General features: G+C 61.8%; 13 protein-coding genes and 1 tRNA gene. 5 read left to right on the top strand and 9 right to left on the bottom strand.

The features are described 5' to 3' along the window. Window positions 1-8: 8 nt before the first annotated feature. The gene (locus EY713_RS15135; RefSeq protein WP_131116201.1) at window positions 9-809 is read right to left on the bottom strand and encodes a YdcF family protein; all 801 of its coding nucleotides are present in this window, start codon (window positions 807-809) and stop codon (window positions 9-11) included. Between the two features lie 327 nt (window positions 810-1,136). Here EY713_RS15135 and EY713_RS15130 point away from each other — a divergent pair, with 327 nt between their 5' ends. Together EY713_RS15130 and EY713_RS15125 are read left to right on the top strand one after the other, a co-directional pair. After that, window positions 1,137-2,993 (top strand): ABC transporter ATP-binding protein, encoded by a 1,857-nt coding sequence (locus EY713_RS15130; protein WP_131116198.1) that lies wholly within the window; start codon window positions 1,137-1,139, stop codon window positions 2,991-2,993. A gap of 51 nt (window positions 2,994-3,044) precedes the next feature. Further along, entirely contained in the window at window positions 3,045-3,524 is a 480-nt protein-coding gene (locus EY713_RS15125) for a hypothetical protein (RefSeq protein WP_131116196.1), read from the top strand. Window positions 3,525-3,541: 17 nt separating this feature from the next. Here EY713_RS15125 and EY713_RS15120 read toward each other — a convergent pair whose 3' ends face one another. Further along, window positions 3,542-4,351, bottom strand: coding sequence for a glycoside hydrolase family 25 protein (locus EY713_RS15120; RefSeq protein ID WP_131116193.1), 810 nt, complete (start codon window positions 4,349-4,351; stop codon window positions 3,542-3,544). A gap of 200 nt (window positions 4,352-4,551) precedes the next feature. On the opposite strand from EY713_RS15120, the gene EY713_RS15115 reads away from it, so the two are divergent. Beyond that, on the top strand, window positions 4,552-5,547 hold the full coding sequence (locus EY713_RS15115; RefSeq protein ID WP_131116190.1) for a polysaccharide deacetylase family protein: 996 nt from the start codon (window positions 4,552-4,554) through the stop codon (window positions 5,545-5,547). 53 nt (window positions 5,548-5,600) lie between these two features. On the opposite strand, the gene EY713_RS15110 is transcribed toward EY713_RS15115, so the two are convergent. The 5 genes from EY713_RS15110 to EY713_RS15090 all read right to left on the bottom strand — a co-directional run bounded on the left by EY713_RS15110 (window position 5,601) and on the right by EY713_RS15090 (window position 11,158). Then, window positions 5,601-5,876: a hypothetical protein gene (locus tag EY713_RS15110; RefSeq protein ID WP_131116187.1), complete on the bottom strand. Its 276-nt coding sequence runs from the start codon at window positions 5,874-5,876 to the stop codon at window positions 5,601-5,603. 274 nt (window positions 5,877-6,150) lie between these two features. Continuing rightward, window positions 6,151-6,237: transfer RNA gene (locus EY713_RS15105), tRNA-Leu, on the bottom strand. A gap of 108 nt (window positions 6,238-6,345) precedes the next feature. Further along, window positions 6,346-7,890 (bottom strand): SpoVR family protein, encoded by a 1,545-nt coding sequence (locus tag EY713_RS15100; protein ID WP_131116185.1) that lies wholly within the window; start codon window positions 7,888-7,890, stop codon window positions 6,346-6,348. Next, window positions 7,887-9,185, bottom strand: a complete 1,299-nt coding sequence (locus EY713_RS15095) for a YeaH/YhbH family protein (protein ID WP_131116182.1) — start codon at window positions 9,183-9,185, stop codon at window positions 7,887-7,889. Before EY713_RS15095 ends, EY713_RS15100 begins: the two co-directional genes overlap by 4 nt. A 26-nt stretch (window positions 9,186-9,211) precedes the next feature. Next, entirely contained in the window at window positions 9,212-11,158 is a 1,947-nt protein-coding gene (locus EY713_RS15090) for a PrkA family serine protein kinase (protein ID WP_131116179.1), read from the bottom strand. Window positions 11,159-11,439: 281 nt separating this feature from the next. Between EY713_RS15090 and lipB the strand changes: the two genes are divergently transcribed. Then, complete coding sequence (gene lipB / locus EY713_RS15085) at window positions 11,440-12,162, top strand: lipoyl(octanoyl) transferase LipB (protein ID WP_131116176.1); 723 nt, start codon at window positions 11,440-11,442, stop codon at window positions 12,160-12,162. On the opposite strand, the gene EY713_RS15080 is transcribed toward lipB, so the two are convergent. Next, window positions 12,159-12,689 carry a gamma-glutamylcyclotransferase family protein gene (locus EY713_RS15080; RefSeq protein ID WP_131116173.1) on the bottom strand — a complete coding sequence of 177 codons (531 nt, stop codon included), beginning with the start codon at window positions 12,687-12,689 and terminating at the stop codon, window positions 12,159-12,161. The genes lipB and EY713_RS15080 overlap by 4 nt on opposite strands. 136 nt (window positions 12,690-12,825) lie before the next feature. Between EY713_RS15080 and EY713_RS22780 the strand changes: the two genes are divergently transcribed. Then, window positions 12,826-12,963, top strand: coding sequence for a hypothetical protein (locus EY713_RS22780; protein ID WP_165491145.1), 138 nt, complete (start codon window positions 12,826-12,828; stop codon window positions 12,961-12,963). 74 nt (window positions 12,964-13,037) lie between these two features. Here the strand turns inward: EY713_RS22780 and EY713_RS15075 are convergent, their stop codons facing one another. Continuing rightward, window positions 13,038-13,514, bottom strand: coding sequence for a hypothetical protein (locus tag EY713_RS15075; protein ID WP_131116170.1), 477 nt, complete (start codon window positions 13,512-13,514; stop codon window positions 13,038-13,040). Window positions 13,515-13,656: the final 142 nt, after the last annotated feature.

Raw genomic sequence — 13,656 nt, 5'->3', positions numbered from 1 at the left:
AGACCGGGTCACGGTCGCGGCAGAACCGTCTCGGTCTTTCCGGCGATCGCATAGGCCAGCAGACCCATCCACTCGTGGGCCGCCGTATTGAGCAGCACTAGCCCGTTCGCGATATCGGTATGCAACCTGATATCGGCATCGGTGCCAAGCGTCCGGTAATCGACCGGATAGGGGATCACGGGAAAGCCATTGGCCCGGAAGAGCCCGATGGCGCGCGGCATGTGATAGGCGGAGGTCACCAACAGCCAGCGCTCGCCGGGCTGCGGTTGCAGAATCGCCTTCGTGAACCGTGCATTTTCGTCGGTGTTGCGGGATCGATCCTCGGTCGTGATTCGCTCCGGCGCGATCCCCATCTCGATCCACAGGCGGCGTGCGTCGGCTGCTTCCGTCAAGGCGCTCCCGGCCAGCGCATTGGCTCCACCCGTAAACACCAGTCGCGCATCGGGGTAGCGGCGGCCCAAGATCACGGCCTCCGTCATACGATCCGCCGCATCGGAGATCGTGATGCGACCGCGTGAAGCCGCGATGGTCTGATCGATGGAACCACCCAGCACGATGATGCCGGTCGGGGCCGGAAGGTCGGCGGGAGGTTGCGGGAAACGGTCTTCCAAGGGGCGGAGCAGCAGCGTTCCGACTGGCAGAACACCGCCCGCCAACAGCAGAACGGTACCCGCGAGCGCGACGCGACGGCCGACCCGGGCAAAGCGTCCGGGGCTGAACGACAGAAGCGCACCGCCCAGCGCGACAAGCACCATCAGCGTGACTGGGGCGGCAATCACCCACAAAAGTTTCGAGACGAGAAAGAACATGAGGTCGGGTGCGGCGCTTTTGAGGAAAGGACGGACGACGGCGTCGACGCTGACAGTCGCGACGCTCCTACCATTCTTTTGAGAGCGGCGGCAGCGCGTCCTTCAGACGTGCGGATTGTGCTCGATCGTCTCCAATGCTATTCAACGTCATCGCTTACGACTTGCCAGGGAGGGCCGAATGACTTCACTTTTTCGTCGGCCCACACCGGCCTTCGGTCTCCGCCCGGTCCACTGACCGGCGGACGATCCGCTTCGTACGAATTTCCCATCGTTCGAGACCGTGATGGTCTCACAAGAGGGACGGCGCGATCAGCGCCGAAACGTCCCATGGTTAAACATCGCCGCAAGCGGCGGGGGTCCGCGATCGGGCCCGTGTTGGTCTTTATGTTTCGGCATTGGTCACGTCGCAAGCCGCTGCTGGCGCTTGTGACGGGAGCGATCGCAGCGGCTACGCTCGCCGAGATCGTTGTGCCGCTCTTTGCAGGCCGCCTCGTCGACGCTCTGACACGTGCCGGAAACGACCGGGCGCTCGCCGCCTCCGAGGTGATCGAGACCTTCGCGCTCATGGCAGGGCTTGGTCTCGTCGTGGTCGGGCTGCGCCATGTGGCGTGGAGCGCGGTCATTCCGCTCAGTCTGCGAATCATGTCGGACATGGGGGTCGACGCCTTTCATCACGTCCAACGCTTCTCGACCGATTGGCACGCCGGCACCTTCGCGGGCTCGACCGTGCGGAAAATCACCCGGGCCATGGCGGCGGTCGACATGATCGACGACGTGCTTCTTCTTGCGCTCTGGCCGTCGTGCGTCGTGCTGGTGGGCACGATCCTGCTGCTTGGATGGCAGTGGCCCGTGCTCGGCCTTGTCATGGCGCTGGGCACGATCGTCTATGTGGCGCTGACGATTCTGCTCGCGACGCGGTACATCGCTCCCGCCGCACGGCTCTCGAACGCCGTCGACACGCGCCTCGGCGGCACGCTGGCTGACGCGCTCGGCTGCAACGCGGTGGTGAAAGCCTTCGGGGCGGAGGCGCGCGAGGACAGCCGCTTCACGAGCATCGTCGCCAAGTGGATCAAGCGAACCCGGCGCACCTGGGTCCGCCATACCGCAAGCGGCACCTTGCAACTCGCCCTGCTCTGGATCGTGCGGACGTCGCTCACGGCTGTCGCGCTGCTGTTGTGGTGGCAGGGCCGCGCCAGCCCCGGCGACGTGACCTACGTGCTGACCACCTATTTCGTGGTGCAGGGTTATCTGCGCGACGTCGGCCAGCACGTGAATCAATTCCAGCGCTCCGTCAACGATATGGAGGAACTCGTCGCCCTGCATGACGAGCCGCTTGGTCTTGCCGACAAGCCCGATGCTGCGCCGATGACGATCTCGGCTGCAGAAATTCAATTCCAGCACGTGACGTTCCGATACGGTGTTCACGCGACTCCGCTTTATGACGATCTGTCGGTGACGATCAGGGCCGGAGAGCGGGTGGGCCTCGTCGGCCATTCGGGCTCGGGGAAAACCACCTTCGTCAAGCTGATCCAGCGGCTCTACGATGTGACCGGTGGCCGCGTGCTGATCGACGGGCAGGATGTCGCCGACACGACCCAAAGCTCGTTACGTCAGCAGATCGCCATCGTGCCGCAGGAGCCCATCCTGTTTCATCGCTCCCTGGCCGAAAACATTGCCTATGCGCGTCCCGGCGCGAGCGCCGCGATGATCCGCCACGCCGCCCAGCTGGCGAATGCGGCGGAGTTCATCGACCGGCTGCCGCAAGGTTATGCAACCCTGGTCGGCGAGCGCGGCGTGAAGCTCTCGGGCGGCGAGCGGCAGCGCATCGCCATCGCTCGGGCCTTTCTGGCGGACGCGCCGTTGCTGATCCTCGACGAGGCGACATCGAGCCTCGATTCCGAATCGGAACGATTGATCCAGGATGCGATCGGCCGCTTGATGGTGGGACGCACCGCGCTCGTGATCGCCCACCGCCTGTCGACCGTGCGGTCGCTGGATCGAATCCTCGTGTTCGATCGGGGCCGCATCGCGGAAGACGGCACGCATGCGACCCTGCTGGGACGCGTCGATGGGCTGTATCGTCGGTTGTTCGAGCTTCAAACCGACACCCCCGTCGCGACGGTCAGCGCCGCTCCGCTTCGGGAGCTTGCCGAGACCAGAAGCATGACACCCCTGTCGACATAACGTCATCGGAAGCCGGTGAAATCCGGCCAACCTTCAACGGAGCATCCATCCATGCAGTCCCGCGTTCGCCTCTCCCTCGGTCTCGCAACGGCGTTCGGCCTTGCGCTCGGATTGACGTCGTCGGCTTTGGCTCAGGCCGATGCACCGGCCGTTGCGGCGCCGACAGCAACGCCTGCTGCGCCCGCAGCGGCACCCGCCCCAGCAGCGGCCGCAGCGCCTTCAGCGGCCGAAAAGCTGACCGGCCTCGCGGCCTGGAAGGCTCTCGTCGGCAATACCATCTCGGGCCGGTCGGGCGACGAGATGTTTTCCCAATATTTCGATGCGGGCGGCAAGGTCAGATATGTCGACCAGAATGGGCTATCGACCGGCACCTGGGCGGTTCAGGGCGAGCGCGTCTGCTTCGATTTCCCCGAGGACGACGACCATAGCTGTTCGGCTTTTGAGGTCACGGGCAGCAGCGGCAGCGCCATCGATCAGGATGGCGCGGCGATCAAGTTCGACATCACGTCCGGCAACAGCAAGGGCCTGTAGCGCCGACGCCAGCGAGGTTAGTTCCTGGCCAACTCGAGCAGATTGCGACCGCGCGTAAAATCCTGCCACTGCTCGGCCGTGCCGAAAAAGGCGTTGCGGTCGACCTTGCCTTCAATTCCGTCGATGTGACCATCGGACTGGTACTGCCAGAAATGCCAGCGCCGGTTTCCGTATTTGATCGACGGGAAATATTTCGTGCTGCGAACCCAGATCGGGTAATCCTCGAGCGCGTGATTCTGCAAGATCCCGGCGTAGAAATCGACCGTGGTGTAGATCACCGGCTTCTTGCCAAAATGCCGTTCCATTTCGGCGAGCATCTGCCGCATCTGGGCCACGACTTCGTCCCGATAAAGGGTGCGTTTGCAGCTCTTTGAGGTCGGGGTAGCCTCGACATCGAGCACCGGCGGGAGCGCATCCGGCTCGACGGGCGCGACGCGCTCGAAGAAGGCGATCTCCTCCTGCCATGGCCGGCACCAATAGACGAAGTGATAAGCGCCCCGCTTGACGCCCGCCGCCTTGGCATTCTCCCAATTTTCGAAGAACCGGGAGTCGACGTGATCGCCCCCTTCGGTGGCCTTGATCCAGGCGAAGCGCACGCCCGAGCTCTTGACGCGATCCCAGTCGATCTTGCCCTGATATTTCGACACGTCGATGCCGTGCACCGAATAGTCCGTCGGGTGAGGTAGATCGGTTGCGTCGAGCGAACCGACCGTGGCGGCGCAACCCGCTAGACTGATGGCCGCCATCGTCGCGGCCAGAAACTTGATGATGCCCATAGCGGCTCGCAGCCCGAACTTCGACGGACTGACGATCACGCGGATGGCCATGGTGGCTCTCCGCAGAATCGACGTCCGGTCCTCGACGATGGCGCGACCCGCGAAACCACAAGCCACACCCTAAAGGAACAATTAGCTGTGACTTGGTAACGAGCGCTTAACAAGCCACCAATGCTTTCCGTCGGTCCAGGATGGCGCCCATCGTACGAAAACGCCATCACAATGCCGCAAGCCCCCGCGACAGGAAGCGCATGCGCCTTTGCCTCTCTGTGATCATGGCCCTCGTGGCCGCTCTGTCGCCTGAAATCGCCGGGGCCGAGCCGCAAAAGGCCAGCTTAGCGACCTCCTGCCCCGGCAACCCGGCCGCGCTGGGCACGACCCGCGACATCTTGATCGATCCGTCGGTCCCGATCGCGGTCGGATTGAAAACTTATCCGCAGACGCTCGATCTGCAAGACCATGAGGTCGTTCTGACCTTCGACGACGGCCCCTCGCCCAAGACTACGCCGAGGGTGTTGGAGGCGCTGGAACATGAATGTGTGCGCGCCACCTTCTTCCTCATCGGGCGGAACGCGCAGGCGGCTCCCGCGCTGGTGAAGCGCGAGATCGCTGATGGCGATAGCGTTGGGCATCATACGTGGTCGCACCCCGAGGTCACGGAGCGGGGCCTGACGGAGGCGCAGGCGAAAGCCGATATTCAACATGGCTTCGCGGCCGACGACAAAGCCGCCTATGGCTCGGCCGATCAGGCGCCGCGCGTTCCATTTTTTCGCTTTCCGGGCTTCGCCGACACGCCGCCGCTGATGGCATGGCTGGCCGAGCGCCACGTCGCGGTTTTCGGCGCAGATCTCTGGGCGTCCGACTGGGTCAAACAGACCCCTGAGGCCGAACTCGCGCTGCTCATGGGTCGGCTTAACGCGCAAGGCCGCGGCATCATCCTGCTGCATGACGTAAAGGAGCAGACGGCAGCCATGCTGCCGTCGCTGCTCACGGCACTGAAACAGGGCGGCTATCACATCGTCGCGATCAAACCCGGGACCGGTCAGACAGTCCTCAAGAGCGCGCCTGCGGGGTGGTCCTCCGAAACCGAGAAGACGGTGGCGGCTTTGATGCCAAAATTGCTGCGCGCGCGCCCAGCTCAGGCCACCCCTACCGGGGTCGCCAAACCGTTCCTGTCGACGAGCGAAGCCGCCAAGCCGGCGGCGCCGGTAGTCGACGATCCACTCCCGGGCGTCCCGCTTCGATAAAAAGAAGGCCGGAGCGCGAGCTCCGGCCTTCCATCCTCTACGAGGACCGCGTCTCACCAACGATGATGGTGGCGAAAGCCGTAGGGCCGGTGCCAACCATAGTGACGATGCCACCCATAGTGACGGCGCCAGCCGTAATGGCGATGCCACCGACGGTGCCAACCATAATGGCCATGCCAGCCCGTCTGCTGGACCCCCGAAACATCCTCCGCATGGGCCGTGGTGGCGATATCGGTGCCCACCGGCATCGCCGACGCCTCGAGTGATTGGAAGGCGACGCCGCTGAACGCGAGGGCCGCAACGACAGCGAGCTTGGATAGTCTGAGCATGACGATCTCCTGTAGGGCCGGCCTGACTGTCGATCAGAGCCCGGCCCGATGAAAGACGAGGACTTCGGTCGCCGGCGATCTGGCCGCGACGTCCGATTGCTCAATCCTAAAGGGGCGCCATGAACTCACGCTGAATGCGCCGTGTCGCCGCATATCCGCGTGGCGATCGACTTAACGCCGGCTTTCGCTTTCGATTGCGACGCGGGCTGAATGAGCACCACGCGCTACAAACGCGCTTCGACTTTTGGGATGAAAATACACTCTTGGTTGAGTGTGGTGCGGCCAAGAGGACTCGAACCTCCACGTCCTTTCGGAAACTAGCACCTCAAGCTAGCGCGTCTACCAATTCCGCCATGGCCGCAATGACGAAGCGGGCGAACCCGTCCTCGGCAAGGCGCGTCAAGTAACAAATCCGCTTCCGCGATGCAAGGACGCTTCGAGCAGCGCGGTGGAAAAGATCGGAGTGGCCTTACGCGACACCTGTGCGCGGGCTGGCTTGATGCTCCGCCAGCACCGTGCCGCTCGCCTCCTCGACCTCTCGCATGATCACGCCATAGCCCCACAGATCGGCGAGATGCTGCAGCACGCTGCGGCAGTCACCTGGTTGCAAGAGAATGCCGTCGAGAACGTTGTGGTGGACGATCAACTTGCGGTCACCGGCGAGATCGACGTCGATCACCTGGATGTCGGGATCGGTCCAGGCGACGTCATACTGGCGCGCCAAGGACCGCCGCAGAGCGCGATAGCCGCGCTCGTTGTGGATTGCCGCGACCTTTAAATCCTCTTCGTCGGGATGATCGGCGATGTGGAACAACCGCCAGTTTCGAATGAGGCGCGGGCTCATGAACTGGGTGATGAAGCTTTCGTCCCGGTAATTGGCCCAGGTGTCGCGCAGCACCGCCATGACATCGCCGGTGCCGGCAAGATCGGGGAACCATTCACGGTCTTCTTCCGACGGCTCCGTGACGATTCGCTCGATGTCGCTCATCATATCGAAGCCGAGCGCATAGGGGTTGATGCCGTTATAATGCTGGCTCTCGAAGGTCGGCTGCCGCACCACGTTTGTGTGGGATTGCAAGAATTCCAGGAACGAGCCGTCAGTGATCTGCCCATTCGCATGCAGCCGCGACATGATCTGGTAGTGGCAGTAGGTCGCGCAGCCCTCGTTCATCACCTTGGTCTGCCGCTGCGGATAAAAATATTGCGCCACCAGGCGCACGATGCGGAGAATTTCACGCTGCCAGGGTCGCAGACGCGGCGCGCTCTTTTCGAGAAAATGCAGCAGATTTTCCTGCGGCAAATCCAGCATCGCGCGCCGACGGCTCTCCGAAAGATCCTTGCCGCTTGGCGCCGTCTTGCCCGGCACAGTGCGCCACAGGTCGTTGAACATCTCCTCGCGCTGACGCTCGCGATCCCGCTCGCGCAACTCTTCGCTCATCAAGTTCAGTGGCTTCTTGCGCGGATATCGATGCACCCCTTGCGCCTGCAGCGCATGCGCCGCATCGAGCACACGCTCGACGGCCGCTTGCCCATACCGTTCTTCGCATTCGGCAATGTAACGTTTGGCGAAGGTCAGATAATCTAGAATGCCCTCAGCATCCGTCCATTGCTGGAAGAGGTAATTATTCTTGAAGAAGTGATTATGCCCGAAGGCCGCATGAGCGATCACCAAACACTGCATCGTGGCGGAGTTTTCCTCCATAATGTAGCTGATGCAGGGGTCGGAGTTGATGACGATCTCGTAGGCCAGCCCCATGTGGCCGTGGCGGTATCCCGCCTCGTGTTGGGCGAAGTGTTTGCCGAAAGACCAATGTTTGTAGAGTTGCGGCATGCCGGTGGACGCATAGGCATCCAGCATCTGCTCGGCCGTGATGACCTCGATCTGATTGGCATAGGTGCTCAGGCCGAGATCCTTATGGGCGATCTCGGCAACGGCATCGTGGATGCGACGGATCGTGTCGAAGGTCCAGTCGGTCCCGTCGTAGAGCAGACGATTGGTTTGGATCAGCGTCATGGGACCGCCTGAGAGGCCGTTGCATCCTGATTCTTTTGGAACAGCTCGCGGAAGACCGGGTAAATATCGCCCCGCTGGTGGACCCGTCGCATGGCGAACCGTCCCGAGCTTTGCACGGTCTTGTAGGTGCGCCACAAGGTGGTTCCCTGGGCAGAGGGACCGAACCGCGTGCCGGATTCCTCGCCCACTTCGAGATAGGCGAAATACTGGCAATGCGGCAGCAGCTCCTGCTGCAGCGTCAGCTTGGTCCGCTCCCCGTCACTCGACGAATTATCGCCGTCCGACGCCTGCGCCCCATAGATGTTCCAGTCGGCGGGGCTATAGCGCTCGGCGATCACGCGCTTCATTTCGACGAGTGCGGAGGAAACCAGAGTCCCGCCCGTTTCGGCGCTGGTGAAGAAGGTTTCCTCATCGACCTCGGCGGCTTTGTCCGTATGCCGAATGAAGACGATGTCGACATGTTTGTAGCGACGCGTCAAAAACACGTGCATCAGCATGAAGAAGCGCTTGGCGAGATCCTTCATGTGCTCGGTCATCGAGCCGGACACGTCCATCATGCAAAACATGACCGCCTGGGCGATCGGCTTTGGATAGGGCTCGAACCGACGATAGCGCAAATCGATCGGATCGAGATAAGGCGTCCGGCCCTGTCGCTGCCGCAGCGTCGTCAGCGCCTCACGTCGCGCGTCTGCACTGGCGGCCCCGAGATCTTCGAGGCTTGCCACTTCGGCCTCGAGCCGGTCGAGTTCGGCGCTCGTCGGCCGTTTCAGGGCGATCCGGCGCGCCATGGCGTTCCGCATCGTCCGGTTCAGCGCGATATTGGCCGGCGAGCCGGAGACCGTATAGCCGGCGCGCCGCATGCCTTGTGTCTCGGTCACCGACAGCCGACGTTTGGCGAGATCCGGAAGTTCGAGATCGTCGAGAAAGATGTTGAGAAATTCCTCACGGCTGAGGACGAAGCGGAATTTGTCATCCCCGCCGCCACCGTCACCCGCGCCGGACCCGCCGCCTTTGCGCGATTGCGGTCGTTCCAGCCGGTCACCCTCGTTGTAGATCTTGTTACCCGGGAGGATATGGTCGCGCTTGCCCCCGGAAGATTGGCGGCGAAGGTTGGGTTCGCTGATCCCATCGACCGGGATCGTGACCTCACCGCCCTGCTCCAGATCCTTGATGTCCCGCGTTTTGGCGCTGTCGCGAACCGCACGCTGGACCTGCTCCTTGGCCCGGCGCAGGAACCGTTGGCGATTAGCGAAGCTCTTTCCACCTGGGTTGAGACGACGATCGACGATATGCATTCAGCCTCGTCCGCTCCAACTTGCGATCAACTGGCCTGCTTGGCCCGCATATACCACTCGACCAAGCGCCGGACTTGACGCTCAGTATATCCACGCGAAATCATCCGGTCGACGAACTGTTCGTGCTTCTTTTCTGTGTCGCTATCCTTCTTCGAGCCAAAGCTGATCACCGGCAGCAGCTCTTCGACTTGGCTGAACATGCGGCGTTCGATCACGTCGCGAATTTTTTCGTAACTGGTCCAAGACGGGTTACGGCCGGTATTTGCGGCGCGCGACCGAAGAGCGAATTTAACGACTTCGTTGCGGAAGTCCTTGGGATTGGCGATGCCCGCGGGCTTCTCGATCTTAGTCAGCTCACCATTCAGGGACTCGCGGTTCAACAACTGCCCGGTATCGGGATCCTTGAAGTCCTGATCCTCGATCCACGCATCGGCATAATCGATGTAGCGATCGAACAGGTTCTGGCCGTAATCGTGGTAGGATTCGAGATAGGCCTTCTGAATTTCGTGTCCGATGAATTCGGCGTATCGCGGCGCGAGTTCCGCCTTGATGAATTCGATGTAACGCTTCTCGATATCGGCCGGCAGTTGTTCGCGGCGGATCGCCTGTTCCAGCACATACATCAGGTGGACGGGGTCGGCGCCGACCTCGACCGTGTCATGGTTGAAGGTCGCGGCCAGAACCTTGAAGGCGAAGCGGGTCGAGATCCCGTCCATGCCTTCGTCGATCCCGCCAGCATCCTTATATTCCTGCAGACTGCGGGCGCGCGGGTCCACCTCCCGCAGGCTCTCGCCGTCGTAGACCCGCATCTTCGAGAACAGGTTCGAATTTTCGTGATGGCGTAGCCGCGACAGAACCGAGAACCGCGACAACATTTCGAGCGTCGAGGGCGCGCATGGCGCCTTTGACAGTTCCGAACTGCGAATCAGCTTCGCATAGATGCGCTGCTCCTCCGTGACCCGCAGGCAATACGGAACCTTGATGACATAGATCCGGTCGATGAACGCTTCGTTGTTCTTGTTGGTCTTGAAGCTCTGCCATTCCGATTCGTTCGAATGGGCCATGATCATGCCCGAGAACGGAATGGCGCCGATGTTCTCGGTCCCGATGTAATTGCCTTCCTGCGTCGCAGTCAGCAATGGATGCAACATCTTAATCGGGGCTTTGAACATCTCGACGAACTCAAGCATGCCTTGGTTCGACCGGTTTAGGCCGCCCGAGTAGCTGTAGGCATCGGGATCGTTCTGGCTCAGCGTCTCCAATTTACGGATGTCGACCTTGCCGACCAACGACGAGATATCCTGGTTGTTCTCGTCACCCGGCTCCGTCTTGCTGATCGCGACCTGACGTAGGCGCGATGGCAGCACCTTGACGACCGTGAAGCGGGACAGATCACCCCCGAATTCATCCAGACGTTTGACGCACCATGGGCTCATCTGCCCGGTCAATCGACGACGTGGAATACCGTAGCGCTCTTCGAGCATATCGCCCATTCGCTCTGGATCGAACAGACCGAGCGGGCTCTCGAACACGGGGCTGAGCTCATCGCCAGCTTTCAGGACATAAATCGGGCAGACCTCCATCAAGGCCTTGAGGCGCTCTGCCAGGGAGGACTTGCCGCCGCCCACCGGGCCGAGCAGGTAGAGGATCTGCTTGCGCTCTTCGAGGCCCTGGGCCGAATGGCGGAAGTAGCTGACGATACGCTCGACCGTCTCTTCCATGCCGAAGAATTCGGCAAAGGCAGGATAAACTCGAATTGTCCGGTTCATGAAGATCCGTCCAAGTCGCGGATCTTTCGACGTATCGACCAGTTCGGCCTCGCCAATCGCATGCAGAATTCGCTCGGGCGCGCTGGCGTACATGGTTGGATCGGTCTTGCAACCCTCCAAATATTCCGAGAGCGTCAGCTCGGCGTCACGACGCTCTTGATAAAATCGAGCGAAATCCGAAAGAGCTCCTGCGGCATGGGGCATGGCACATCCAAAGGTTAAATACTCGCTCGTTATTTTTGACTCAACATACAGGCAATAATGAGTATCCGTAGTGTCGCAGGGATGACGTCTTCGCCCGATCACTTCGGATAAAGTCGTAGTTTTCGCAGCCATTCGAGGGCGGCGGATTGAGGCAAAGTCGCCACATTTTCGCGGCGTGCATCGGGCGACTTGTTGAGTTTCGGCGCATTGCCTCTTAAGTAAAGTACTTGTTTGCGGCGTCGCCTCACGTCGGCACCACACGTGACTCAAAGGCAACACTCGTGCCAACTCGCGACGACCTCGCAGGATCTTTTTTTCCGGTCGATCCCGCTCCTGCCGTCGGGTGGACAATTACGGATGGTCCAGTCGACTATGAGGACGCTGTCGCGATCATGGAACACCGTGCCGAAGCCATCGCGCGGGGTGAAGCCAGCGAATGGGTTTGGCTGGTCGAGCACCCTGCCCTCTACACGGCCGGCACGTCATCCCGGCCGGACGATCTCATCGCCGCTCGCTTTCCGGTCCATCAGACGGGTCGCGGCGGACAATATACCTATCATGGTCCGGGCCAGCGCGTCGCTTACGTGATGCTCGATCTCAAGCGCCGCCGTCCCGACGTCCGCGCCTTCGTGGCGGCTCTGGAAGACTGGATCGTCGCGACGCTTGCGTCGTTTAACCTCAGGGCGGGGCGCCGCGAAGCCCGCGTCGGTGTCTGGGTGGATCGTCCCGACAAACCGCCTTCCGTGAGCGGGCTGCTGGCGGAAGACAAGATCGCGGCAATCGGCATCCGCCTGCGCCGCTGGGTCAGCTTTCACGGCATTTCGATCAATGTGGAGCCCGATCTCGAGCATTTCTCAAGCATCGTTCCCTGCGGCATCGCGGACGCTCACCTCGGGGTCACGAGCCTTGTCGATCTCGGCCTGCCGGTGACGATGGCCGATGTCGACGTCGCATTGCGGCAATCCTTCGCCCCGATATTCGGCGCGAGCGTCGACGAGATTTAATCTCGGTCGAACGGCGTTGCGAATCGGGGCCGGACCCCAGCCATCGGCCCGGAACGCAACATCCCCGTGTCAGGCGAACTCCCTCCCTCCCTGGGGCGCGCCGAGGCTCTCGGCAGGAGCGACACAAGCCCCGTGACGTAGGGTGTCGGCAAGCCGCCCGTCTTTGCCGCCGCGATCATGGCGTCGAGATAAGCGGCGGATGCCGTCCCTTCGGCCAGCGAGCGGGCGACGTAGATGAGAGCACGGGCCGTCCCCTGCGGCTTGACGACAGGCTGGATGATCTTCGTGAACGAGCCGCCGACGACATCTTCAGACCGATCCAGCGCCGGCACGTCCGCGAGCGGCACGTCCCACAAGAGCCCGTACACGGTCGCGGTCGGGCTTCGGCGCACCGAAGCGCGGCCAGAGACGTGGATGAAGACGCGATGCCCCATGAGGCGGGCTGGTGCGATGACGGTCGCGCCCGGGCATTGCCGGGCCATCACCGCAACGTCCATATTGCTTCCGTAAGCGAAATAGAGCGGCACGAAAGGTCCCTCCGGTCAGATGCTTCGTTCGCACGTCGGTCGGGGCGCACGCAACCTTCCTGCCGTGCTCAAGGTTCTCGCAGGGATGAATGACCAAGCGGCTCAACAGCCAGTGGTGTCCAAGGGGGAATGAAGAATGGCCGAGGATCCGATCCGCGTCGACAAGGTGGAAGCGCGACAAGGCAAGTCGAATGTCGGCGTCCGCTACGTGCTCATCGGTGGATTGGTGCTGGTCATCCTGGCCTTTATCATCGTCTCCATGACGCATGCCTGAACCAAAAAGCCTCGGACTCTACTGAGGCAGATCCGAGGCTTTTTTCAAAAAATCGATGCCCGCTTGAGCCGGGCTCAGGCCACGAGGCGCAGATAGGCCACGTCCTTACGCGGGGTCGTGAGACCGGTTGCGGTCGCGGCGGCAGAGCGGAACAGTGCGGCCCGGTGGCGAACGGCGGCCGGGAGCCATGTTGGCATCCGGTGCGCCTCATCCACGACGCGCACGAGCAGCGCCATGACCGACAAGGTTGGGGCTTCGTCAAAGCGTGCCAGCAACCAGACGGCGTCCTGTTCGCTCAACACGCCCGTGGGCCGCTGATCCCAAATCAATTGCGCGCTGGCGGTCTCGATGAAGAACGACACCCATTGGTCCGTTGCCGCCGTTTGTGCTGCATCGAGGGCGAATAACACCGCCAGCGAGGTGCGGGTCGGAACCAGCGCCGCATACATCTGACGCACGCGGTTCAACCCACTCTCGGTGAAGTACGGGAACGGTGTGATCGGCGCGAGGTCGCTTCCGGTCATCAGCGCTGTCGAAACATCATGGTTCATCGTGGTCATCGTCGTCCCCGTGTCTTCTGTGACACCACAATGATCGCGCCGGGTTGACGAGACATGAATCAGAGAAAGCAACCAAAAGGACGGTTAAACGCGGCCAAATAGGTAAGCTTTCGCAATCGTTGCTTTGTCACGA

The sequence above is a fragment of the Lichenihabitans psoromatis genome, assembly GCF_004323635.1.
GTDB lineage: Bacteria > Pseudomonadota > Alphaproteobacteria > Rhizobiales > Beijerinckiaceae > Lichenihabitans > Lichenihabitans psoromatis.
This window is presented reverse-complemented; position numbering and strand designations above follow the sequence as displayed.